17 protein-coding genes are annotated in these 23998 nt (G+C 70.5%); 7 read left to right on the top strand and 10 right to left on the bottom strand.

The features are described from left to right. Positions 1-7 precede the first annotated feature (7 nt). The gene (locus F4560_RS38560) at positions 8-2266 is read left to right on the top strand and encodes an ATP-binding protein (RefSeq protein ID WP_184927985.1); all 2259 of its coding nucleotides are present in this window, start codon (positions 8-10) and stop codon (positions 2264-2266) included. A 4-nt stretch (positions 2267-2270) separates the two neighbouring features. Here F4560_RS38560 and F4560_RS38555 read toward each other — a convergent pair whose 3' ends face one another. Both F4560_RS38555 and F4560_RS38550 read right to left on the bottom strand, forming a co-directional pair. Next, positions 2271-3455, bottom strand: coding sequence for a hypothetical protein (locus tag F4560_RS38555; protein WP_184927984.1), 1185 nt, complete (start codon positions 3453-3455; stop codon positions 2271-2273). Continuing rightward, the gene (locus F4560_RS38550; RefSeq protein WP_312869726.1) at positions 3452-4555 is read right to left on the bottom strand and encodes an XRE family transcriptional regulator; all 1104 of its coding nucleotides are present in this window, start codon (positions 4553-4555) and stop codon (positions 3452-3454) included. The genes F4560_RS38555 and F4560_RS38550 overlap by 4 nt, the downstream gene beginning before the upstream one ends. 198 nt (positions 4556-4753) lie before the next feature. On the opposite strand from F4560_RS38550, the gene F4560_RS38545 reads away from it, so the two are divergent. Both F4560_RS38545 and F4560_RS38540 read left to right on the top strand, forming a co-directional pair. Continuing rightward, on the top strand, positions 4754-4990 hold the full coding sequence (locus tag F4560_RS38545; RefSeq protein ID WP_184927983.1) for a hypothetical protein: 237 nt from the start codon (positions 4754-4756) through the stop codon (positions 4988-4990). 118 nt (positions 4991-5108) lie between these two features. Then, a complete protein-coding gene (locus tag F4560_RS38540; protein ID WP_312869725.1) occupies positions 5109-5885 on the top strand; it encodes a hypothetical protein in 777 nt (258 codons plus the stop codon). Here F4560_RS38540 and F4560_RS38535 read toward each other — a convergent pair. From F4560_RS38535 to F4560_RS38505, 7 genes are all read right to left on the bottom strand, one after another. Beyond that, positions 5878-8565: a helix-turn-helix transcriptional regulator gene (locus F4560_RS38535; protein WP_184927981.1), complete on the bottom strand. Its 2688-nt coding sequence runs from the start codon at positions 8563-8565 to the stop codon at positions 5878-5880. The genes F4560_RS38540 and F4560_RS38535 overlap by 8 nt on opposite strands. 275 nt (positions 8566-8840) lie before the next feature. Further along, positions 8841-10091: an IS4 family transposase gene (locus F4560_RS38530; RefSeq protein WP_184927898.1), complete on the bottom strand. Its 1251-nt coding sequence runs from the start codon at positions 10089-10091 to the stop codon at positions 8841-8843. Between the two features lie 58 nt (positions 10092-10149). Continuing rightward, on the bottom strand, positions 10150-11301 hold the full coding sequence (locus F4560_RS38525; RefSeq protein WP_184927980.1) for an HNH endonuclease signature motif containing protein: 1152 nt from the start codon (positions 11299-11301) through the stop codon (positions 10150-10152). A 105-nt stretch (positions 11302-11406) separates the two neighbouring features. Beyond that, positions 11407-12402 (bottom strand): zinc-binding dehydrogenase, encoded by a 996-nt coding sequence (locus F4560_RS38520; protein WP_184927979.1) that lies wholly within the window; start codon positions 12400-12402, stop codon positions 11407-11409. A 1-nt stretch (position 12403) separates the two neighbouring features. Continuing rightward, positions 12404-12973 (bottom strand): NADPH-dependent FMN reductase, encoded by a 570-nt coding sequence (locus F4560_RS38515; protein ID WP_184927978.1) that lies wholly within the window; start codon positions 12971-12973, stop codon positions 12404-12406. Between the two features lie 99 nt (positions 12974-13072). Then, on the bottom strand, positions 13073-15733 hold the full coding sequence (locus F4560_RS38510) for an AfsR/SARP family transcriptional regulator (protein ID WP_246477939.1): 2661 nt from the start codon (positions 15731-15733) through the stop codon (positions 13073-13075). Positions 15734-15935: 202 nt separating this feature from the next. After that, entirely contained in the window at positions 15936-18137 is a 2202-nt protein-coding gene (locus tag F4560_RS38505) for a terpene synthase family protein (RefSeq protein ID WP_184927977.1), read from the bottom strand. Between the two features lie 208 nt (positions 18138-18345). Here F4560_RS38505 and F4560_RS38500 point away from each other — a divergent pair, with 208 nt between their 5' ends. Then, entirely contained in the window at positions 18346-18804 is a 459-nt protein-coding gene (locus tag F4560_RS38500) for an SRPBCC family protein (protein WP_184927976.1), read from the top strand. A 9-nt stretch (positions 18805-18813) separates the two neighbouring features. Here the strand turns inward: F4560_RS38500 and F4560_RS38495 are convergent, their stop codons facing one another. After that, the gene (locus F4560_RS38495) at positions 18814-19914 is read right to left on the bottom strand and encodes an ATP-binding protein (protein WP_184927975.1); all 1101 of its coding nucleotides are present in this window, start codon (positions 19912-19914) and stop codon (positions 18814-18816) included. A gap of 196 nt (positions 19915-20110) precedes the next feature. On the opposite strand from F4560_RS38495, the gene F4560_RS38490 reads away from it, so the two are divergent. The 3 genes from F4560_RS38490 to F4560_RS38480 are packed head-to-tail and all read left to right on the top strand — an operon-like array spanning position 20111 to position 23954. Continuing rightward, positions 20111-20929, top strand: a complete 819-nt coding sequence (locus F4560_RS38490) for an ABC transporter ATP-binding protein (protein WP_184927974.1) — start codon at positions 20111-20113, stop codon at positions 20927-20929. 29 nt (positions 20930-20958) lie between these two features. Continuing rightward, positions 20959-21924: an ABC transporter substrate-binding protein gene (locus F4560_RS38485; protein ID WP_184927973.1), complete on the top strand. Its 966-nt coding sequence runs from the start codon at positions 20959-20961 to the stop codon at positions 21922-21924. Next, positions 21924-23954: an iron ABC transporter permease gene (locus tag F4560_RS38480; protein ID WP_184927972.1), complete on the top strand. Its 2031-nt coding sequence runs from the start codon at positions 21924-21926 to the stop codon at positions 23952-23954. Before F4560_RS38485 ends, F4560_RS38480 begins: the two co-directional genes overlap by 1 nt. Positions 23955-23998: the final 44 nt, after the last annotated feature.

The raw sequence follows: 23998 nt of genomic DNA, 5'->3' as shown, positions 1-23998 counted from the left end.
GCTCTGGATGTCGAACGAGCACGGGGCCGACGTGGCCAACACCATGTCCAGCACGACGGGCGCGGTCGTCCAGGCGGGCGCGATCACGGGAGGCGTGCACCTGCATTCCACCCGCTCCGACCCGGTCCCGCCTCCGCACGAGTTGCCGCCCGACGTGCACGCGTTCACCGACCGGTTGGAGGAGCTCGCCCAGCTGGACCTGCTCCTGGCGTCGACCGAGGGGCCTCCGTCGACAGCGGCGCTGGTGATCTCCGCGGTGTCGGGCACCGCCGGTGTCGGCAAGACGGCTTTCGCCACGCACTGGGCGCACCGGGTGAGCGACCGGTTTCCCGATGGCCAGCTCTACGTCAACCTGCACGGGTACAGCCCGGACAAGCCGGTGCCTCCCGCGGAAGCCCTCGCGGGCCTGTTGCGCTCGTTGGGCGTGCCGAACTCCGACATCCCCCACGACGCGGACGAACGCGCGGCGAGGTTCCGCAGCATCGCCGCCGGCCGCCGGATGCTGATCGTGCTGGACAACGCGCGTTCCGCCGACCAGGTCCGGCCACTGCTTCCCGGAACGTCCTCGTGCCTGGTGCTCGTCACCAGCCGTGACGCCTTACCCGGGCTCGTCTCCCGGGACGGCGCCCGCCGCGTCAACCTCGACCTCCTGCCGCACGATCAAGCTGTCGCCCTGTTGCGCATGCTGATCGGCCCCCGGGTCGACGCCGAGCCGGAGGCCGCCGACTCCCTCGTCCGCCACTGCGCCCGCCTGCCCCTGGCGCTCCGGATCGCCGCCGACCTCGTCACCGGCAGCTCGGAGGTGACGCTCGCCGAACTCGTCATGGACCTGGCGGACGAGCAGAGCAGGCTCGACCTGCTCGACGCCGGGGACGATCCGTACACGGCGGTGCGAGCGGTGCTGTCGTGGTCCTACCGGAACCTCGAACCCGAGCAGGCCCGCACGTTCCGCCTGCTCGGCCTGCATCCCGGCCGTGACTTCGACCCGGTCAGCGCCGCGGTCCTGATCGACACCACGCCGGCGAGGGTGCGTCGGCTCCTCGACTCCATGGTCCGCGCGCACCTGCTGGAACGCACTGCGGTCGGCCGCTACCAGATGCACGACCTGCTCCGCGTCTACGCGGCCGACCTCGCATCACAGGAGGAGTCCGAGGAGGCGCAGCAGGCGGCGCTGGAGCGGCTGTTCGACTTCTTCCTGCACACCGCGTCCCTGGCCATGGACATCCTCTTCCCCCAGGAACGGGACCGGCGGCCGACGCTCCCGGCGGACGGTGGATCACCCGCGCACCTCGTGGACGACGCCCAGGCGGTGCGCTGGCTGGAGGCCGAACGCGCCACGCTGTCGGCGGTGGCGGCCCAGACGGTGGACACCACCTGGGCGGTCTACGCGACCCTGCTGTCCACGACCCTCTACCGGTTCCTCGACATACACGGCCATTTCGACGACGCCGTCACGCTGCACTCCCTCGCGGTGACCGCCGGCCGACACCGGGGCGACGACGCGGCCGAGGGTCGGGCGTTGCACAACCTCGGCGTCGTCTACCAGCGCCTGGGTCGCTACGCGGAAGCCCGTGACCACTTGGAACAGGCGATCACCATGCTTCGGCGGGCGGGCAGTCCGCTCGTGGAGGCGTTGGCGCTGGCGGACCTCGGCCACGTGCAAATGCACCTCGGCCGGCACGACGACGCCCTGTCCTGCGGTTCGGCCGCTTTTCGGCTGTTCGAGAGCGGGGGCGACCGCACGGGTCAGGGCCAGGTGCTCAACAACATGGGGCTCGTGCTCCACCGGCTGGGGCGTCACGAAGAATCGGTCGAGCACGCGCAACGGGCGCTGGCGCTGTTCCGGGAGACCGACGACCGACCGCGGCAGGGCTACGCGCTCAACGACATCGGCGTCGCACTCCAGCACCTGGATCGTCACGGTGAAGCCAAGGCCTACCACGAGGAGGCGTTGGACCTCGCCCGCGCCACCCACGACCGCGGCTTGGAGGCGGAAGCGCTCAACGGGCTCGGCAACGCGATGCGGCGCGTGGAGGTGACGGACGAGGTGCTGGCGTGCCACGAACTGGCACTCGCCATCGCACGGGACATCGGCGACCGGCATGAGCAGGCGCAGGCGCACGAAGGGTTCGCCAACGCGTACGAGGCGCTGGGAAAGGTGGCCGAAGCCCGGGAACGGTGGAGTCTCGCGCTGGAGATCTACCTCGACCTCGGCGCTCCCGAGGCAGCGGAGGTCCGCCGCCGGCTGGCCCGGTTGACCGGCTGACCCGTCACGCTCCGGGGCGGTACCGGTGCAACATGCCGAGGTCTGCCAGGAGTTTCTGCACGGGTTGGCCGCCGTAGCCGCGACGGGTGGTTTCGACGTGGTCGCGCCACACCTGGCGGTCGGCACGCCACTCCGTGAGGTAGTCCACGCACAGCTGCGGATCGATGAGGCGGTTGCGGCCGCGGGCGGCTTTCAGGGCGTCGATCATCCGGAGCTTGGCGGGACCGTCGGGCTGGGTGTCGGTGACCCTCGTGATGACCTCGTCGATGAACCGCCTGCGCCGGGCCAGGAACCACCGCCAGTACCCGACGGTGGCCTCGGTCAGGTCGTGCCCGGTGTCGAACAGCCCGAACAGACCTTCGGCGAGGCAGTCGCCGAGCTCTTCGGTACGGGCCCGCATGGTGTCCCGGTACGGGTCGTACGGCTGCTGGATCGCCAGGCCCGTCACCGCCGACGGCGCCAACCCGGTGTCGTCGAGGAGGAAGAACCAGTCTTCGTTGTAGATGTTGGGGAAGAACGACGTGAACGACTCCCGGCCGACCGCGAGCGCACCCGTGCCGATGAACGTGTCCTGGTCGCCGCCGGCCTCGCGGTAGGCGTGGCACACCACGGAGTTGTCCGGGTAGCCGCCGACCGCGAGCCCGACACCGACGAACCGGTCGAGCAGGCCCACGGCGTCGCCCAGGTCCTCGGGCCGCGGGATCACGACGTCGTCGTCCACGTAGACGACCCGCTCCCACCCGGCGACCGCCGCCAGGAGCAGGCCCAGGTTGCGCTTCAGGCTGGTGTCGGTGCGGCGGTCGAACCTGCCGCCGCGCAGCATCGTCGTGGTCCGGAACTCCGGGATCAGGCTGGGAGGCGCTTCGGCGATGTCGACGGCGACGATCTCCACGCCGGCGTGTTCGGCGAGTGCCGTGGCGGCGTCCGCGGACGAACGGCGGCTGCACAGCGTGACGAGCATGCACCGGTGGTGCTTGGCGAGCGCGACCACGTTCTCCAGGTAGGCGACGGGCCGCGAGGTGGGCACGATGATCGCGTCCACCTTCGCCGGTGCGGCGACGGCGTCGCGGGTCAGCAGGTGCCGGTGGGAACCATGGTGGTTCGACGACCGGGGGCTGTGCGGCTGGGCTTGCCCGAGGGCTCCGGGGTGCATCAGGGTTCCGGTCGGCGCGTGGGCTGCGGCGTTCAACTCTGGCCCTCCGGCCATTCGAAGAGCCGGGATTCCGGCAGGTTCCAGTCCGGCGTGACCACTTGGCCGTTCACGACCATCACCCTGGTGAGGATGCTGTAAGAGTCCAGGTCCGGGAATCGCCGCTTCAGGTAGTCCGCGTTGCGGTCGCGGAACCTGCCGTCGGTCAGAGCCCGCACGACGCCGAGGGTTCCCCTGCCGTACTGGCCGTTGCAGATCGTCACCGTTCGCTTGTGGTTGAACGGGTTCGTGCCGCGGTAGAAGTGTCCGACGTCCTCCAGCAGGACCTCGTGCCCGCCGAAGGTGGCCAGCTTGGGCGCGAAGAGGCGTTCCCCGGCCTCGCCGCCGCGCACCACGAACCCACCCGCCTCCGACTCGTCGTGCCGGGCGACCTGGGTCACGGGCATCTCGACCCGCCGCAGCAGCTCGCGCGTGAGCACGTTCCAGTCCACGCCGCCGAGCAGCACGAGGTGGGTGGTGTAGTCGTCCGGTTCGAGGTCCGACGCGATGCGGAAGTTGACCTGGCTGCGCGGGTTGATCGCGCGGATGTGGCCGTGCAGTTCGATCAGGGCGTCCAGGTCGGCGTACGTGTACAGCTCGACGTAGTCCGGCTGGGTCGGGTCCGAGTAGGGCATCTTCGCCCGCATGTCGGCCGGCAGCTGGGCCACCACGATGGTGATCACGTGGCGGTCGTCGAAGTACCAGAAGCCGGAGTCGCGACGGTCCGCCACGGGCGGCGTGCCGACTTCGCGTTGTTCGGCGGCCCGAAGGTCCGTGAGCTCGCGCAGGAGCTCGTCGCGGCGGCGCTGTTCGTCGGCGGTCAGCTCGTCCACCGGGATCAGCCGGTACGGGCGCTGGGCGACGGAGCGCTTGGTGGCGAAGAACGTGGCGTAGGCGGCCAGGCGGTGCAGCGGGGGCGTCTTCGGCTTGGTGCGGCTCTCCCACGACGACAGGAGGGGCACGCTTGCCGGCTTGTCGGCACTGAACGCCTCGGCGAGATCACTTTGCGTGATCGCTACGTCCGGCCACTGTTCCTCGCGTAGCGCCCGGAGGCGGTACGCCAACAAGCGGGAATCCCCGGTTACGACCACGTCAGACACGTCCGAGCGCCCTTCAGTGAACTTCAGCGTATCAGCTGAAGAGGGAAACATACACTATTGCGGAGAAAAGTCACGCCCCAGTACCCCCGTTAGGGGCTTGTCACTCAAGTACACCTGTCTTACCCTCAAGTTACTGAGGTTCAGTCAACTTCAGTGACTCGAGGTGAAGTTCACCCAGGAAGCCATCCGGGGGTCGCTATGAACACGCTCACCGCGTTTGCCCAATCGTCCGGGACCACCGAGTGGTCGCCTGTCGTCGTCATGGTCATGATGGGCGCGTTGGCGCTGGTCTTGGGCCTGGCCAAACTTCTCCGCCGAGTTCTCGGCATGCTCACGCGGGTGCTCCTGTCGGCCGGCGCGGCCATGACCGGGATCGCCACGATGCTCGCCATGTGCACCGTTCTGACCACCGTGCTGCTGGTCTACGTGCGCTGAACCGCCGCGTGCGGCTCACCCCCTTCGACTACGGTGTGCGGGCCCGTATCGAAGGGGGAGTCGCACGATGGACCTGTCGCGCAGATCGTTCTTAGGGGGAACGGCGGTTGCCGTAGGGGTGACCGCGACCCTCGGGACGACCGCGTTGGCCGTGGGCCCTGTGCCGCGTCCACATCAGACGTCCACACCGCACCTGCTCGAAGCGGAGCAGCTCGTGGGCTATCTGTCGCTGCCGACGTGCCCGTTGGGCAACAACACGTACAAGGAACCGGACCAGCCGAACGTGGTCCGGTGGGGCTCGCCCGGTGACGCGTCCGGCTGGGTCAACCAGAGCCAGTGCGCGTCCTTCCTGACCGCGGTGCTGAAGCGGACGTACAAGTGGGCGACTCCGGGGTTCTTCAGCAGGCACTTCGGCCTCTCCAGCCCGTTCGCGCGCGACTACCGGGCGGCGTTCGCGGAGCGGGAGATCCCGCACTTCGAGCCCGTCACCGCGGTGGCGGACCTCCGTCCGGGCGACCTGATCGCCATCGACTACCGCAACGACCAGGACACCAACACCGGGCACGTGGTGATGGTGCGGTCGGTCAAGGGCGTGTACACGGCGCCCAGCGCGAGCCTGAACTTCACCGGTGAGACGCAGTACGCGGTGGAGGTGGTGGACTGCACGTCCGAGCCGCACGGCGTGTTCGGGGTGGGCAACTACTTCCGGTTCCCGGACAACCGGATCTTCAACGCGACCGCCGAGACGGACGGCGCGGGCTACGGGCACATGATGTTCTACGCCTCCGACGCCACCGGCGGGTTCGCCCGCTACCGGTGGAGCGTCAACACGTCGTCCGCCGGCACGTTCACGACCGGGGAACGCCCGGTGGCCGCCGCCCGCGTGATCAGCTGACGGTCAGCCGGCCCAGGCCGGCGCGGGAGGTCACGCCGAGCTTCGGGTACGCCTTGTAGAGGTGGTAGCCGACGGTTCGAGGGCTCAGGAAGAGCTGCGCGCCGATGTCGCGGTTGGTCAGGCCCTCGGCGGCCAGGCGGACGACCTGGAGTTCCTGCGGGGTGAGGGTGCCCAGTGGGTTGGGGCCGGGGACGGCTCGGCTTTCGCCGGTGGCGCGGAGTTCGGTGCGAGCACGGTTCGCCCAGGGGGTGGCGCCCAGGCGTTCGAAGAGGTCCGACGCGGAACGCAGGTGCGTGCGGGCGTCGGCCTTGCGTCTGGCCCGGCGCAGCCACTCCCCGTACAGCAGCTCGGTGCGGGCGCGTTCGAACGGACGGCCTTCGTCGGCGCGGTGCAGGTCGACGGCTCGGGTGAACCACTGCTCGTCATCGGTGAGCAGGGCACGGCACCGCGCCGCGACCGCTTGCGCCCACAGCCGGCCGGTGTTCAGCGCCCACTCGTCGTACCAGGTGGCGGCGTCTTCGGCGATGGCGTCCTTGCCGAGCCTGACGGCCGCTTCGACCAGGTCGGGCAGGCTGGAGAGGGCGTAGAGGCGGTGCGCGCCGGCGGCGACGTCGGCCAGCCGGTCCAGCACCGCGTCGTGCCGACCGGAACCCAAGTCCAGCAGGGCGAGCGCGCAGGCGGCGCGGACGGACTGGGTCGGGCCGTCGGTCATAGTCGCCACGAGTTCCTCGCACCGGGCGTCGTCACCCTCGATGGCGGCCAGTTCGGCGAGCACGCTGGCCAGGAAGCCGACGCTGAACGTCTGGCCGATGTCCGCCGCGATCCGCATGCCCTCCTCGGCCGCGGCACGGGCGTCACGGTGCTGCCCGAGGTGCAGGCGACCGCGTGCCAGGTAGGCGAGGGCTCGGGGCAGGACGCCGAGTGCGCCCTGGGCACGGGACTGGCGTTCGAGGAGGGAGGCCCAGTCGTAGGCGGCCTGGTCGTCGCCGAGCACGAGGTGCCACCACGCGGTGATCGCGTTCCCCGGTCCGCCGACGTACTGCGAGCCGAGCAGGGTCCGCAGCGCCGCCATGCCGCCGGGCACGTCGCCGCCGTCCAGGCCCGTGGCCGCCTGCGCGGTGAGTCGCGTGTCCTCGGCTCCGGGCAGGTCGGCCGCCAGTGACGCGATCTCGCGGACGGCGTCGAGGTCACGGCCGGCCCACGCGTGCTGGGCGGAGAAGAACAGCATCTCCCCCGCCAGCTCCGGCTCGGTCTGCCTGGCGCACATCGCGGCGCGGACGAGTTGCTGCGACGCCTGCGCCAGACGTCCCTGCTCACTGGCCAACTTGGCCTGGATGCGCGCCACCCGCGCTTTGTCGACGTGGTTCGGCACCAAGTCCCACGCCTGTTCGGCGAGCACGGCCGCGCGGTCGAACTGGCCCGCCGCACCGGCCGCGCCCGCCGCCGCCGCGAGCCGGTGCCCGCGCTGCGCCGGGTCCGGGCTCAAGTCGGCCGCGCGCTGGTAGGCCGACGCCACCGCGACATACCCACCACGACCGCGTGCGTCCTCGGCGGTGCGGGCCAGGGCGGCGGCCACGTCCTCGTCCGGTGCGGTGGTGGCGGCGGCGAGGTGCCAGGCGCTGCGGTGGTCGTCATCGAGGACGTCGGCCAGGGCGTGTGCGAGGGCTTTGTGCACGGCGAGGCGGCGGACCAGGGACGCGCTCTGGTAGGCGGCGGCGCGGATCAGGGGGTGGCGGAACGTCAGCCGGCCTTCGTCGGAGCGCAGGAGTTGGCGTTGTTCGGCGACTTCGAGGTCGTCCACGGACGCGCCGAGCAGGCCGGCGGCGGTGAAGACCACGCCTGGATCGCCGGTGTCGTCGGCGGCGGCAATCAGGAGGAGGGTGCGGGTGCGTTCGGGCAGGGCGCCGATGCGGTCGGCGAAGGTCTGCTGGATGCGGCTGTGGGTGGGGAGGGCGGCGACGCGGTAGCCGTGCGCGGTGGGCAGGTGGCCTTCGCGTTGGGCGGCGGGAAGTTCCAGCAGTGCCAACGGGTTGCCGCGGGCTTCCTGGGCGATCTGGTCGCGGACGTAGCGCGGCAGGTCGGCGGCGTGTTCTTCGAGGAGCGCGGTGGCGTGCTCGGGGGTGAGGCCGGTGAGGCGCAGTTCGGGGAGGCCGGGGGCGGGGAACGGCGGTGCGTGCAGGTCACGGGCGGCGAAGATCATGGCGATGCCTTCGGCCTGGAGGCGGCGTGCGGCGAAGACGAGGGCGTGCGCGGAGCCTTGGTCGAGCCAGTGCGCGTCGTCCACGAGGCAGAGGACGGGCCCTTGTTCGGCCAGGTCGGCGAGGAGGGTGAGGACGGCCAGGCCGACGAGGTAGTAGTCGCCGCCGTCGGAGGGTGCGAGGCCGAGCGCGCCGCGCAGGGCGGTGGATTGGTTGGGTGGCAGGGCGTCGACGCGGTCCATCACGCTGCCGAGGAGCAGGTTCAACCCGGCGAACGGAACCACCGACTCGGACTCGACCGCCGTGCCGCGCAAGATCCGGAACTCGCCGGCACCGCCGCCACCCTGGGCTGCGTGCGCGAGCAGGGCGGATTTGCCGATGCCCGCCTCACCGCGCACCACGAGCACACCGCTGCGACCGGCGCGTGCGTCGGACAGGAGTCCGTCGACCACCGCCAGTTCTTCGGACCTCCCGTGCAGCATGTCTCCGACCCTAGATGAGGTGTGGTTGTGGGTGTTCAGGCCGCGATGGGCATGGGTGGTCGGTGGAGCAGGTTCTGCCGGGGCCTTTGGCCGGGGTCGACGTCAATGCCGCTTAGTTAGTGATCTTGCCGAAGAGGTGGATGCCAGGTGGCCGGTCGTAGCGGGTGCCTGTGTGGTGCGCGCGTTTGATCAGCTTGCTGCCGACGTTGCTGCGTTTGACCACGCGTGGGTAGGAGCGGTGGCGGCGGCCCCGGGCGCGTCGGTGTCGGATCTCCTCAAGCGTCTCGATGATCGCGTTCTTCAGGCGGTGAGGGGGAAAAACCCGCCTGGTTGGTGACCTGGCGGCGCACAGCGTTGAGACTTCGGACGAAGGACAACCCGTCGACGTCGAGCCCGTCGTCCGGACCGAGGCCCTCGGCGGCCTCCAACATCAACGCCCGCACCGCGTAGTGGGTCAGCAGCAACGCCCAGATCTCCTGCCGGACCAACTCCGGGGACTTCGACCGCAGCACCCTGCCATGCGGCATCTGATGGGTCTCGATCTCGTCCAGGGTCAGCTCGAACTCCCACCGCTGCCGATACAGCACCGCCAACTCCACCGCCGGCGCCACCTCGCGATCCATGATCGACACCACCAGGCGGATCATCTCGGGCTGCCCGCCGCGGTCGGTCACCGAGTACTCCACCACCCGCACCGGCAACCGCGACCCCTCCGGCGCCCGCGACCGCTTGCCCCGCTTCAGGTCCGCCTTGACCTTCGAGGGCAGCAGCTCACTGCGGTAGGACCCGTCGGGAAGCCACCCCAACACCGGCAGGTCCACATCGTCACGGACCCGCCACACCAATTGCGCCCCGCTCCGGCGCGCCCGCTGCCACAAGTCGTAGGAGAACACACCGCGATCGGCCAGCACCAGCATGTCCGGCTCGAACGCCGCCACCAACCGCTCGCACAAGCCGCGTTCCTGCACCCGCCAGGAATCCAACTCCGCCGCCACGATCGCATGCGTGCCGCACTCGCCCAGCCCCATGATCCGCACCTGCGGAAACGGGCTCTGCCCGCCCTTGTGCGGCTTCTTGCCGAACTCGGCCACGTTGGCCGCCGTGTCGGGCAAGTCCAGCACGACACCGTCGACCGCCATCACCCGCCACCCGTGAAACCACGCCCCCCGCGTTCCGGCATGGGCCATCGGCACCGCCACCCGGTCGAACAGCACCCGCAGCGGCGCCTCGCCCAACCGCCCCCGCGCCTGGGAGATCGCCCCCGTCGTGGGCACCGTCCACCCCTGCCGCCACGTGCCCAGAAACCGCAGACCGTCGACCAGCTTGCGCATCACCTCTTCGTAACCGTCATCGAAGAACAGGCACAGCGCCAGCACGTAGTAGACGACCACCCGCGCGGGCAGCAGACGCGACCGCCTCTCCCGACGCCCCGTTTCCGCGAGCACCTCGTCCACCAGATCCCGGTCGAACACACGGGCCAGCACACCGATGCTGATCCCATCGGTGAAACGGCGAGCAGACGGCACTGATCAACAGTACTGCCAACCAATCCACTCGCCTCAACCCGCACACCAAGGCCACTAACTAAGCGGCATTGGGGTCGACGTGACGCGGCGGAATGAATACCGGAATACCACCGGTCATCGTGATCCGCCATTGTGAATGGTGCACCAGTGTGTGGTGCGCGCGGCACAGCAGAATCAGGTTGTCCAGATTCGTAGCGCCCCCGTCGGCCCAGAACTTGAGGTGGTGCGCGTCGCACCATTTCGGCGGCCGGGAGCATCCGGGAAAAGCACATCCCCGGTCACGGGCGTGCAGTGCTTTGCGCTGCGCCACACTCACCGTCCGCTTCGTCCGCCCCAGATCCAGGACTTCGGAATCACCGCCCATCACGACCGGGACGACCTTGGCGTCACACGCGATCCGCCGCGCCTGCGCCGCACTCAGGTAGCGGTCACCGTCCAACACCGCGTGCCCCACCCCGCGCCGCAACGTCTCGATGTCGACCGTGACGCTGATGTGCGGGCGTTCCCCGGCCTCCGACGGCAGATCCCCGGACCGGGACGCCAGCGACACCACGTCGGCGAACGCCTCACCCAACCGGTGCGCGAGATCCTTCGGGCCCTCCGGACGCGGCGTCGCCAACGGCTCCAGCATGGCGGTGAACCGGGCACCGGTCTCCGCCGACAGTTCGCCCCAGAACTCCAGCCGCCCACCCGGAAGATCCCGCGTGTACAGCACGTCCGCCGGCTCGGCCGCCGGTTCGGCCGCCGGTTCGTCCAGCTCGTCCACGGCGTCCTGCTCGACCCGGTCGCGGATGCGGTCGGCGAGCTGCCGGATCACCTTCGGCTCCACCGACCGGGCCGCCTCGACCAGGATCCCCTCCGACCAGTCCGGCAGCTTCAGCGTCGTGACCGCCCGCGTCAACTCCCGCAGATGACCCTCCGACAACTCACCTTCCACCAACGCGGCACCGGCAACCGGGTACAGCGGCGGCAACGGCTGACCAGTCGGCGTGACCGACGGCAGGAACAACTCCACCTGCGCGACCCACTGCTTCACCTCCACCGGATTCGCCCGCACCAATCGCCGGTACGAATCCAGGTCGTACCCGCAGCGCAATACCCTCGCCAACAACTCCAACCGCCGCCCGTGCAATGCCCGAACCGACGCTTCGACCTCCGCAATGGCGGCGAACACGTCGTCCTCGGTCAACAACACAGGCGAAACATCCATACCCGAATAATAGTCGAACAGACATTCGCACATCATCACCCGACCAGGTATGGAAAACGGCTGATAATTGCACAGACCGTCATCGGGCTGCACGGACGCGTGAATTCAACCGCACGGCGCGGCGTCCGGCACGAGGACGACTTTGCCCACTGTGTGCCGGCTCTCCATCGCCGCGTGCGCCCGCGCCGCCTCACCTAGCAGAAACGTGTGCACCACCGGGGTCAGCCGCCCACTCGCCGCCTCCCCCAGCGCCCGAGCCTCCAACGCCCGCAGCCCACCGGCACGCCTCGCCACGTGCGGCCCGACGGCGACGGTCGCGGTGAGGGAGCGTTCGAACAGGTCGGCCGTCGACACCCGCACCAACTCGCCCGACGACGCCCCGAACATCACCAGCCGACCACCCGGCGCGAGCAGGTCCAGCGCACCCCGCCCGACCTCGCCGCCGACACCGTCCAGCACCGCGCTCACCTCCCGCCCACCCAACTGCGCCACCACGTCCCCCTGCCACCCGTCCCGCCGGTAGTCGACCGCGACCGCCGCACCCGCCCGCAGCACCGCCCGCCGCTTCTCCGCACACCCGGACAGGCCCACGACGAACGCCCCGACCCGCGAAATCCCCTGCACCAGCAACGTCCCGACGCCACCGGCCGCACCGGTCACCAGCACCACGTCGTCGGGAGAGAACGCCGCCGCGTCCAGCACACCCAACGCCGTGCTGCCGGTGCAGATCATCGCCACCGCCGCCGCGAATCCGAGCACGGGGGGAACGACGTGCAGCGCACCAACCTCCCGTACCGCCAGCTCGGCATACCCCCCGCTGGCCAGACCGAGCTGCGTCACCACCCGGACGCCCAGCCACGAAGGATCAACGCCCGCCCCGACCGCGTCGACCACCCCCGCGACCTCACTGCCCGGCGTGGTGGGGAGATCCGGCAACGGCACCCACTGGCCACAACCACGCCGGATCACCGCGTCCACCAGGTGCACCCCCGCGGCACGCACCGCGATCCGCACCTGGCCCGGCCCTGCCGCCGGGTCCGGAACCTCGTCCCACCGCAGCAAGTCCGCCGAGCCGAACGCGTGCAGACGGATGGCACGCACGTCAGGCCCCGTAAGGCCGCTTCACGCGGGCCTCCTGCAACGCCGTCCCCCACCAGACCAGCTGGTCGAGCACGGTCGTCGCGGCCTTGTTCACCTCGTCCGCCTCCACCGGGTTCCCAGTGTCGTCGAACCGGTCCCAAGCCCCGTGGAAGCTGACCGTGTCCCGCACCGTCACCGCGTGCAGCTCGGCGAAGACCTGCCGCAACTGCTCGACCGCCCGCAACCCGCCGCCGACGCCCCCGTACGACACGAACCCGACCGGCTTGGCCTGCCACTCGGTGAAGTGCCAGTCGATGGCGCTCTTCAACGGCGCGGGGAAGCTGTGGTTGTACTCGGGCGTGATGACGACGAACGCGTCCGCGTCCGCCAGCCGCGGCGAGACCAGCGCGACCTCCGGCGCGGGCTCCTCACCGAACCCGTGCAGCCGGTCCGGCAGGTCGAGGTCGTCCAGGTCCAGCACGTCCACGCTCAGGTCGTCGCGCTGCTTGGCCCGGTCGGCGAACCAGTTCGCCACGACCGGCGCGAACCGGCCCTTCCGCGTGCTTCCCACGATGATCGCCAACTTGATCATTCCCGTGTTCCCTCCCTCGGTGTCCTGGCACCGACGTTATGGACCTGGGGAGGGGTAGGGCATCTGTCACATGACTGGTCGCCGGCTCACGCGAGAGGCTCACGCGAGCAGCTCAAGCACGTCGTCGGCGTCCTGAACGCGGCCCTGCGCGCGGAACAGGGTGAGGGCTCGTTGCCACGCCTCACGGGCGTCGTCGGCACGGCCCACGGCGGCCAGCACGTCACCGAAGTGCCGCAGCACGCTGGCCTCCTCGTACGAGTTGTCCAGCTGCCGGTAGAGCTTCAGCGCGTGCCGGTAGTGCTCGACCGCGTCGGCGTCACGCCCGTGGTGGTGGGCGATGTGGCCGAGACTGTCCGAAGTGGCCGCTTCGCCTTCGACGTGACCGAGTTCTTCGTTGAGCGCCAACGCTTCCCGGCAGTGCTCCTCGGCACGGGCGTAGTCACCGAGCCTCGCCATCCGGTAGCCGACGTCGTTCAGCGCTTCGGCGATGCGGATGGGGATCTCCAACGCGCGGAACCGTGCCAGTTGCGCTTCCGCGTGCTCCAGCGCGCCGGACAGGTCGCCACGGCGTTCCATCGCCCACGCCATCGCACGGTGCGCGCCCGCCTTGCCGTAGTCGTCCTCCACCAGCTCCAACGCCCGGCGCAGGTGGTGGTCGCCCTCGTCGAAACGGCCCACGTCGGTCAACGCCAGCCCGAGGAACCTGTGCGCCGCCACCTGCTTGGACCGGTCGCCGAGGGCTTCGGCGGCGTCCAACGCCGTCCGCCACACCACGATGTCCTCGGCCACGTGCCCGCGCCGCAGGTGGTAGTTGGTGAGCGCCCACGCGATGTGCCAGGCCGGCGCGTGCCAGGCGTTGGCGATGGCCAGGCGTTGGGCGGCGAGCAGCGACTCGTACTCGGCGTCGAACCAGTCCATCGCGGCGGTGACGTCCGCGAGCGGCGCCGGTGTGCCGTCCGGGGCGGGGACCGGTGGGCGGTGCGGCTCGATGAGCAGGTCGCCGTTGTGCGCGGTGGCGGCGTAGTAGCCGACGAAGCCGGTGAGATCGGCGTCGACGGGCGCGACCTCGGCGGCGTAGAGGCGGACGAGGTCGTGCATCCGGTAGCGGCCGACCTGGTGTTGCTGGACCAGGTGGGCGGCTTCCAGCTCCCTGACCAGCTTGCGCGTGTCCGGGCGGCCGGTGAGGGCGGTGATCGCACGCAGGCTCAGGTCCGGCGCCGACGTCAGGCCCAGCAGCCCGAACAGCTCGGCGGCGGCCGGGCTGAGCACCCGCAACGAGCAGGCGAACACCGTGCGCAGGTCGGCGCTGAGGTCGTCCAACGCGTCCAGGCGGTGGTCCTTCAGCTCATCGGTCAGGGCCGACAGCGGCAGGTCCGGCTGAGTGACGGCACGGGCCGCGACGATGCCGAGGGCGAGCGGGAGGCCGCCGCAGAGGCGCAGCAGCTCGCGGGTGACGTCGGCTTGCACGCGTTCGGCGCCCAGGCGTGCGGTGAGGAGCGCGAGCGATTCGTGCTCGTCGAGGACGTCCAACGTCACCGAGCGCGCGCCGTGGGACGTGAGCAGGCCCAAGAGCTGCTGGCGGCTGGTGATCAGTACGGTGCAGCGCGCCCCGCCCGGCAGCAACGGGGTGACCTGCGCGGTGTCGCGGGCGTTGTCCAGCACGACGAGGACGCGCTTGTCCGCGATCAGGCTGCGGTAGAGGGCGGCCTGGGCGTCGAGGTCGGTGGGTGGATCGTCGACGCCGAGCGCTTCGAGGAACCCGCGCAACGCGGTCTGGGGCGTGACGGGCTCACCGGCCGGGTCGAAACCGCGCAGGTTGACGTAGAGCTGGCCGTCCGGGAAGTCGTCCACGTGCCGGTGCGCCCAGTGCAGCGCCAACGCCGTCTTCCCGATGCCGCCCGCGCCGCCGATCGCGGTGATCACGACGGTGGACGACGGGTCGGTGAGGTCGGCGATCTCCTTCTCCCGGCCGGTGAACCACCGTTGCGGTGCGGGGAGTTGACGCGGGACGGCGGTGGTCTCCCGGCGTTCTTCCTGGCCGAGAACCCGCAGGTAGAGGTCTTGGAGCGGCTTGCCGGGGTCGGTGCCCAGCTCGTCCGCGAGCTGCCGGCGCAGCGCGTCGTAGTGCCGCAACGCCTCCGACGACCGGCCGCTCAGGTGCAGCGCGAGCACGAGCTGGCCGGCGAGGCGTTCGTCCAGCGGGTTCGACTGGGTTGCCTGGCGGAGGTCGGGGAGCAGGGCGGCGTGGTCGCCAAGCCTGATGGCCACGTCGTTGCGGTCCAGTTCGACGGCCGCGCGTTCGGCGTGCAGGGCCTCCCTGACCTGGGCGAACCACGGCGATTCGAGCCCGTCCAACGCCTCACCGCGCCACCGCCCGAGGGCCTGGTCGTACAGGGCGGCGGCACGCTCGTCCGATTCGTCACGGGCCTGCTTGACGAGGGCGCGGAACTCGGTCAGGTCGAGCCGTTCCGGCTCCAGCAGGTACCCGTCGGGGCTGCGCCGGATGTCGATCCCGGCGGCACGCAGCTTGGAGACGTACCCGTACAGCGTCTCCTTGGCACGCAGCGGCGGCCGAGCGCCCCACACGCGATCGACCAGCCGTTCCACCGACACCGGCCGCCCGGCCTCCAGCAGCAGTGCCGACAGCACGCTCCGCCGGCGGGTGTGGCCGATGTCGAGGTCCACGCCGCCCACCGACACCCGGATGCCGCCGAGCAGCCCGAACTCCACGCGCACAGCCCCCTTGAACAGCCGGTTCAAGGTTCATCCTAGGTTCGCTCCAGGGCGTCCGAGCAGGCTGTCCCTCGCGACCGCGGATCGATGGAGTACCGCGGCGGAGCCCCCACAGCTCCGCCGGTTACGAGGGGTCGACGTCCCGACCGGTAGCCCCCTGCCGGTTGGGGCGCCGCGTTCGCTCGAGCAGGTCGGCCCTCGGCCGGGTATCAGTGCCCCGCCCGTTCCGTCACCTGTTGTGCGCCAGGATCCGGGTGGACGACGTGCCGAGGCCGGTCGGGCCGTACGGCGTCTGCGGGACGATCTGCCGGTGGCCGAAGTGCTTGGCCAGGTCGGCGTCGTGGTACCGGACGACCTCGCGGTGCCAGTTGAGGATCCCGGCCATCCAGTCCTGTAGCTCGGCGACGTACGTGTTCAGGGCGTCACGGGTCTCCGGACCCAGGTCGAACTCCTCGAACAACGCCGGCAGCCCGACCGCGACCGCGTGCTGGAACTGCTTGAGCCGCGCGTTCGCCAGGTCGGTCGTGACCTTGTACGCCCGCTCCAGGTCCACGTCGAGGAAGTTGCGCACCACCAGGACCATGTTGTGCACCTCCCCCTCGAACTGGATCTCCTTCCGGTACGAGTAGAGGTCGTTGAGCATGGTCGCGTAGTCGATCGCCGAGTTCTCGATGTTCCGGATGGTCCTGGTGCGGTAGAGCTCGTCGGGCACCAGCCCGCCGTGGCCGAGCCGCGCCAGGCTCAGGGTCATGTCCGAGCCGAACGTGCTGCGGCGCATCTCGACGTAGTCCACCGGGTCCGGCACGCGGTTCTCGTGCTGGTTCTTCAGCTCCCACAGCCAGCTGTCCAGCATCAGGTCCACCGCGCGCCGGAACTGCCGCCGGTTGGCCGACGGCATCGAGGCGGTGGTGCGCTGCCAGACGTCGGCGAGGCCGCGTTCCATCGGGGTCACCGGCGTGGGCGGCTCGCCTTCGAGCGGCATCATCTGCTTCAGCCGATCGGTGGCGACCTTCGCGGCGGGCATGTCCAGCGTGCGGCCGAAGACGGCCGGGTAGTAGTCGTCGCCGTAGGTGCCCCAGGTCAGCCACAGCGCGGAGATCTCCAGCTCCTCCGGTGTGGCGTCCGGGTCGAGGCCCGCCGAGCACAGCGCGAGGTCGTAGTCGCGCAGCTTGTCCTCGGTCCACACGCGGGGCACGTCGTCGAAGAAGCCCATGTCACGCGTCCACGCGACGCTCTTCTCCTTCGCGTCCTGCCAGTGCGGGCTCAGCCTCAACTCGAACGGCATGTCGAGGGCCGGCTCCGGCAGCGACGGGACCTCTTCGAACGGCACGTGGCCGAAGCTGCGCAGGCGTTGCGGCGCGGTGGCGATGAGCGAGCGGACGGCGCTCGTGCCCAGGCCGGTCGGGCCGCCGAGCACCGGGTTCGCGGTGACCGCGCCCTCGTTCATGTAGCGGCTGGAACGGGCGTGCCACTCGTGGCCGCCGGACTGCCAGTCCTGGAGCCCCTTCACGTACGCCAGCACGGCCAGCCGCCCCGCCGGGTCGATCGCGTTCTCGTCCAGCAGCGCCGGCACCTCGGTGACGGCGGTGTGCTCGAACTGGTGCAGGCGGGACGTGAGCAGGTCGTTGACCGCCTCGGCGGCCTCCTGGGTGGGGATGTCGAGGAACTTCTCCAGCACCAGGACGCCGTTGCTCAGCTCGCCCTCGTCCAGCACCTCGCGCTCGTACGAGAACAGGTCGTTGCGCAGGTGCACGGCGTCCGCGAACGTGTCGCGCAGGACGCCCATCGGGCGGGTGAGGGCGATCCGGGCGGGCACCTCCATGCCCGTGACGTGCTCGACCAGGTTCGCCGACCACGGCGCGCCGCCCACCTTGCGGCGCATCTCGATGTACTCGATCGGGTTGGACAGCCGACCCTCGGTGATGTTCAGCAGCTCCCACATGGACTCGTCCAGCAGGTGCTTGGTGTTGTCCGCGAACCGGCGGCGCCAATCGGGCGAGTGCGAGTGGACGGTGCGCGTCCACAGGTCGGCCAGGCCCTTCTCGACCGGGTTCGTCGGCTCCTCGGTGATCTGGCCGTCCACCGGCATGAACAGCGGCAGCCGGTCGAGGTACGCCTTCGCGCCCGCCACGTCCGGGTTGCGCTTGTACAGCTCCACGAAGTGGTCGTCGAAGTAGAAGACCCACACGTACCAGTCGGTGACCAGGTCAAGGTCGGCCGCGGTCGCGTCCGGGTGGGTGTAGGAGCAGAGCAGGGCGTAGTCGTGCGAGTCGAGGTCCTCGTCGGTCCAGATGACCGTGCCGTGCTGCGGGACGTCGATCATGTCCATCTCGTGCGCCCACGCCTTCGTGTGCGCACGGGCGCGTTCGAGGTTCGGGTTCAGCCGTGCCGGGTAGGGCATGTAGAAATCCGGCAGCTGGAACGGCTGCATCTGCTGGCACCTCTCGATCGCGTGGCCTACCCGTGTACGCAACCAGTGCCGGGCGGCGCGGGCCAAGGCCGGCGGGGTTGATCCACACGTTCGAGCGTCGGATACCCCCGAGTGGCGCACCGGACTACCGCTGTCGGTGCCATCAGGTTGCGGCGTGCCCCCGTGCGGGTGTGCGGTGGAACCGCCACGAAAGCGGCACACTGGACACGTGCCCCGCCTGGAGCCGTTCGACCTGGACTTCTTCGATTCGGCACCGCAGCGCAGCAGCTACGTGCTGGACCTGCCGGTGTCACCCGAACGTGTCTGGCGGGGCCTGACCGCGTCCAACCCTCTGTGGTGGTGCCGCCTGCTGTCGTCAGCCGAGTACACCTCGCCTCGCCCGTTCGGGATCGGCACGACGCGGAAGACGACGGTGCTCGGCGTGCTGCGGCTGCACGAGGTGTTCTTCCGGTGGGAGAAGGGGCGGCGGCAGTCGTTCCGGGTGGAGCGGGCCAACCTGCCGCTGTTCCGCCGGTTCGGGGAGGACTACCTCGTGGAACGGGCGGGTGACGGGTGCCGGTTCACCTGGACGTTCGCGTACGAGCCGGCGGTGAAGTTCGGCGGCGGGCTCACCACGGCGTTGTTCGCGTCGCTGGTCGCCGACACGCGCCGGCACTTCGGCGGCTGACCACCGCGGTCAGCTGTCCGACCGCCACAGAGCGGAAACCGGAACGGCCCAGATCCGGTCGCCCAGCGGCAGCACCTGCGATCCGGCGTGGACCACCAGACCCGTCGTGAACCGGCTTCCCAACCTGTCCCGCAACATCACCAGGTGCTTGGCGTGCCGAGCGGTCGGCGTGCTGGTCAGCTTGATCTCCAAACCGGCCACCTCACCAGACCTGCGGTCCTCCACGACGAGGTCCACCTCAGCCCCATCGCGGTCGCGGAAGTGCGACAGGTCCACGCTCCGCTCGCTCCACGTCGCCTGCTTGAGGACCTCGGTGATGACGAACGTCTCGAACAGCGCACCTGCCGCAGTCCCATCGGCGGACAGTGAGAACGCCCGCTCGCCGAGACCGCAGAGATCCGCCGCGAGTCCTGTGTCCACGACAACGACCTTCGGGCGACGCTTCGCCCTGTTCGTGATGTTGGTCGACCACGCGGGCAGCAAGGTCACCAGGTGGAGGGACTCCAGCAGGGTCACGTAGTTCGACGCGGTCTCACGGCCGAGCTCGGCGTCCCCGGCAACTCCGGCGACGACCAACTCCTGACCGGTACGAGCGGCCAGGAGGCGCAGCAGCTTCCGCAGCTCGGCCTCCAACCGGACCTCGGCGATCGGGCGAAGTGCCTCCCTCGACACGACGTCGTGCACGTACGCCTCGAACCAGTTCCGGCGCGGGCGTCCGGCGAGTCCCTCGGTGACGATCTCGGGGAACCCGCCCTCCAACAACGTGCCGATCAACTCCGCACGCGGCAACGGCTCGAACCGACCTGGCCACCGAGTCGGCTCGAACAGCAGGTCGAGGAAGGTTTCCCGCACACCGAGCCGCTCCCCCATCGACAACGGCCAGAGCAGCAGCCTCCCGGCACGGCCCGCCAAGGTCTCCGAGAGACCCTTGTTCGCCAGGTAGTTGGTCGACCCGGTCAACAGCAGTTGACCTCGCGCGCGGTCGCGGTCTGCCGCTTGCTTCACCGCGAGCAGGAAACCGCGTCCGGCACGCTGGAACTCGTCGACCGCCGCCGGTCGCGGCAAGGCGTCCACGAAACCGACCGGATCGTCCGCCGCACGAGCGAGCACGGCCTCGTCATCGCGATCTCGTAACCGACAAAACGCGCCAATGCTGGACGGCACTCTGCCGAACCACTTCCCCAGCCGTACCGCTGACCAACCACAACGACCTGTTCGCAGGATGCCCGCTGTACGGCAATCGCCCGTGAAGTGCAGTAGATCACGCCCATATGGGTGAATTGGCGTCTTAGGTTAGGCTCCCCTCATGTCCAAGGGAGACGCGCTGCTCGCCGGCGACGAGCTGGTCCTGGCGCACCACGACCACGCTGTGGTGCACGGTGTCTCGCTCGAACTGCGCGCGGGCGCCGTGACGGCGCTCGTCGGCCCCAACGGGTCCGGCAAGTCGACCGTGCTCAGGTCGCTCGCGCGCCTGCACCGACCCCGCACGGGTCAGGTGAAGCTGGGCGAGCGCCCGGTGTGGGGGCACTCCGCGCTGTCCGGCAAGGAGTTCGCCCGCAACGTCACCCTGCTCACCCAGCAGCGGCCGACGCCGTCCGGCGTGTCGGTGCGCGACGTCGTCTCCTACGGCCGGTACCCGTACCGGACGGGGTGGCGTGGCGTGGACCTGGAGGGGAACGCCGCCATCACCCGCGCCATGGAGCTGACCGGTGTCACCGCGATGGCGGACCGCGGCGTGGACGAGCTGTCCGGCGGCGAGTTGCAGCGCGTCTGGCTGGCTTCGTGCCTGGCACAGGAGACTTCCGTGCTGCTGCTGGACGAGCCGACCAACCACCTCGACCTGCGCTACCAGGTCGAGGTGCTGGACGTGGTGCGTGACCTGGCGAACGACCACGACGTGGCGGTGGGCGTCGTGCTGCACGACCTCGACCACGCGGCGATCATCGCCGACGAGGTCGTGCTGCTGGCCGAGGGACGGGTCGTCGCGGCGGGCGGGGTCCGCGACGTCCTCACCGGCGAACACCTCACCCACGCGTACGGCGTCACGGTGCACGTCGCCGACGACCCGGTGACCGGCGCGATCCACTGCCGCCCCCTGGGCCGGCACACACCGCGCCCGGTCTGACACTCCCCCGAAGCTGAGAGGTTCGAGCGATGCGCTTGTTGCCCCCTGCCCTGATCGCGGCAGCCGTGCTGCTGTCCGCCTGTGGCACCACCGAGACACCGACCACCGCACCGAGCGAGTCCGCGGGCGGCCCGGTCACGGTGACCGACTCCCGCGGCAAGGCCGTCGAGCTGAAGGCGCCCGCCCAGCGGGTCGTCACGCTGGAGTGGTCCGAGACCGAGGTCGTCGCCTCCCTGGGTGTCATGCCCGTGGGTGTCGCGGACGCGGCCGGCTACAAGACGTGGGACGCGTCCGTGCCGCTCGCCGCCGACGTGAAGGACGTGGGCAAGCGCAACGAGCCCAGCGTGGACTCGATCGTCGCGCTGAACCCGGACGTGGTGATCATGGCCCAGGGTCGGGACGAGACCATGGTGGGGCAGCTGGAGAAGTACGTCCCGGTGGTCGTCACCAAGGCCAGTGACGCGGCCCGCAACCTCGACCGGCTGCGCGAGGACGTGAAGATGATCGCCCAGGCGGTCGGCAAGTCCGCCGAGGGCGACAAGCTGCTGGCCGAGATGGACACCGCGCTGGCGGACGGCAAGAAGGCGGTCGAGGCCAAGGGCGCGACCGGCACGCCGTTCCTGATGGCCGACGGCTGGCTGGAGGGCAGCACGGTCAACATCCGCCCGTTCGGCAAGGGCTCGCAGGTCTCCGAAACGGCCGAGGCGCTGGGTCTGAAGAACGCGTGGACCGGCGAGGTCGACGCGAAGTGGGGCCTCGGCGCGACCGACGTCGAGGGCCTGACCGCGATCACCGACCCGAAGACGGTCTTGTTCTACAGCGCGTCCGAGAACGACGTGTTCACCACCGGCCTGGCGCAGAACCCGGTGTGGCAGCGGCTGCCGTTCGTGGTGTCGCAGAAGGTGGTCAAGCTGGAGCCGGGCACGTGGACGTTCGGCGGCCCGAAGTCCGTCGTGCACGTCGCCGAGCAGTTCGTGAAGGCCGTCACCGCCTGATGCGCACCGCCGTCGTGACGGCGGGGATCCTGGCGGCCATCGCCTTGCTCTCCGCCGTCCACCTCACCCAGGGCACCGCGTCGACCGGTGTGCTCGACGTGCTCAACGCCCTGGTGGGCAACGGGGACGCGCAGACCCTCGCCGTGCTGGAGGGTTCGCGCGTGCCGCGCCTGCTGGCCGCGTTGCTGATCGGTGTCGCGCTGGGCGTCGCCGGCGCCGGGATGCAGTCGGTGGCGCGCAACCCGTTGGCGTCACCGGACACGCTCGCGGTGAACGCGGGCTCGCACCTGGCCGTGGTCTCGATCGCGGCGTTCGGGTTGAGCCTGCCGACGCTGCCCGCGGGTGCGGCGGCGTTCGTGGGTGGGTTGGCGGCGGCGGTCGTCGTGCTCGGGTTGTCCGGCGGCGGTTCGACCAGTCCGCGGTTGGTGCTGGTCGGGTCCGCGGTCGCGTTGACGTTGCAGTCGGCGACGATCCTGTTGCTGCTGATGTACGAGGAGGAGACGAGCGGGCTGTTCGGGTGGGGCAGCGGCTCGTTGACGGTGAGCGACCTGAACGCGACCGCGCAGATGACGCCGGTCGTGGTGGTCGCGGTGGCGGCGCTGGTGGTGATGGGGCGGTCGCTGGACGTCCTGGCCCTGGGTGACGACAGCGCGACCGTGCTGGGGTTGAAGGTGCGGCGGACGCGGGTCGGCGCGGTGCTGCTGACCGTGGCGTTGACGGCGGCGGCGGTGACGGTGGCCGGGCCGGTCGGGTTCGTCGGGCTGAGCGCGCCGGTGATCACGCGGCTGCTGACGCCGTTCGTGCCGGGGTTGGGCCGGCACCGGGTGTTGCTGCCGGTGTCCGGGCTCGTGGGTGTGCTGATCGTGCTGGGCGCGGACGTGCTGCTGCGTGCGGTGATGGGTTCCGCGGCGGCGATCCGGGTGCCGACCGGGGTCACCACGACGATCCTCGGTGCGGCCGTGCTGATCTGGCTGGCGCGGCGCGGTCGGTCGAGTGGGACGCCTCGGCAGGCCCCGGCCGGTCGGGTCGGGGTGGCCGGGTCGCCGCGTCGGTTCGTGGTGATCTCGGTGGTGCTGGCCCTGCTGGTGGTCGCGGCGCCGGTGTCGGGGCTGATGTTCGGGGACCGGCTGGTGCTGCTGGGTGACCTGGCGAACTGGCTGGCCGGGCGTTCGGGGACGGCGTTGACGTTCGTGGTCGACCAGCGGCTGCCGCGGGTGCTGGCGGCGTTGGCGGCCGGTGCGGCGCTGGCGGTGGCGGGGTGCGGCATCCAGTCGGTGAGCCGGAACCCGTTGGCGGAGCCGGGGTTGCTCGGCATCACGGCGGGCGCGGGGCTCGGTGCGATCACGTTGATCACGGTCGTGCCGATGGCCGGGGCGTGGCACATCGCCGGGGCTGCGGGTGTCGGCGCGATGGTGGCGTTCGCGCTGGTCTACGGGCTGGCGTGGCGGTCGGGGTTGGACTCGGACCGGCTGGTGGTCATCGGCATCGCGATGTGGTCCGGCGGGATGGCGCTGATCACGCTGCTGATCGTGACGTCGGACCCGTGGAACACGGCGAAGGCGTTGACCTGGCTGTCCGGGTCCACGTACGGGAGGACGCTGGAGCAGGTGCTGCCGACGGCGCTGGCGTTGGTGTTGTTGACGCCGTTGCTGTGGGCCCGGCACCGTGAGCTGGACCTGCACAGCCTGGACGAGGACACGCCGCGGGTGTTGGGGATGCGGGTGGAGCGGTCGCGGCTGGCGATCCTGGCTGCGGCGGGTGTGCTGGCGGCCACGGCCGTGTCGGCGATCGGGGTGGTGGCGTTCGTGGGCTTGGTCGCGCCGCACTTGGCGCGGTCGTTGGTCGGCGGGCGCAACGCGCGGGTGATCCCGGTGGCGGCGGCGTTGGGCGCGGTGTTGGTGTCCATCGCGGACACGGTGGGGCGGACCGTGATCGCGCCGGCGCAGGTGCCGGCCGGGTTGGTGATCTCGTTGATCGGCACGCCCTACTTCGTGCTGGTGCTGTGGCGGACGCGGGAGATGCGCACCTGAGCCGAAATCTCCAAGACCCACCGGCACGCGTTCGGGGACAGTCG

The sequence above is a fragment of the Saccharothrix ecbatanensis genome (genome assembly GCF_014205015.1).
GTDB lineage: Bacteria > Actinomycetota > Actinomycetes > Mycobacteriales > Pseudonocardiaceae > Actinosynnema > Actinosynnema ecbatanense.
Note: the sequence above shows the minus strand (reverse complement) of the source record. Positions and strands in the feature narration are given on the sequence as shown.

What these genes read in the sequence shown, in the direction of transcription:
- F4560_RS38480 (WP_184927972.1), top strand. Translation starts at nt 21,924, where the DNA reads ATGCGCACCGCCGTCGTGACGGCGGGGATCCTGGCGGCCATCGCCTTG.
- F4560_RS38545 (WP_184927983.1), top strand. Translation starts at nt 4,754, where the DNA reads ATGAACACGCTCACCGCGTTTGCCCAATCGTCCGGGACCACCGAGTGG.
- F4560_RS38515 (WP_184927978.1), bottom strand. Translation starts at nt 12,973, where the DNA reads ATGATCAAGTTGGCGATCATCGTGGGAAGCACGCGGAAGGGCCGGTTC.
- F4560_RS38505 (WP_184927977.1), bottom strand. Translation starts at nt 18,137, where the DNA reads ATGCAGCCGTTCCAGCTGCCGGATTTCTACATGCCCTACCCGGCACGG.
- F4560_RS38560 (WP_184927985.1), top strand. Translation starts at nt 8, where the DNA reads ATGTCGAACGAGCACGGGGCCGACGTGGCCAACACCATGTCCAGCACG.
- F4560_RS38535 (WP_184927981.1), bottom strand. Translation starts at nt 8,565, where the DNA reads ATGCTGCACGGGAGGTCCGAAGAACTGGCGGTGGTCGACGGACTCCTG.
- F4560_RS38485 (WP_184927973.1), top strand. Translation starts at nt 20,959, where the DNA reads ATGCGCTTGTTGCCCCCTGCCCTGATCGCGGCAGCCGTGCTGCTGTCC.
- F4560_RS38490 (WP_184927974.1), top strand. Translation starts at nt 20,111, where the DNA reads ATGTCCAAGGGAGACGCGCTGCTCGCCGGCGACGAGCTGGTCCTGGCG.
- F4560_RS38525 (WP_184927980.1), bottom strand. Translation starts at nt 11,301, where the DNA reads ATGGATGTTTCGCCTGTGTTGTTGACCGAGGACGACGTGTTCGCCGCC.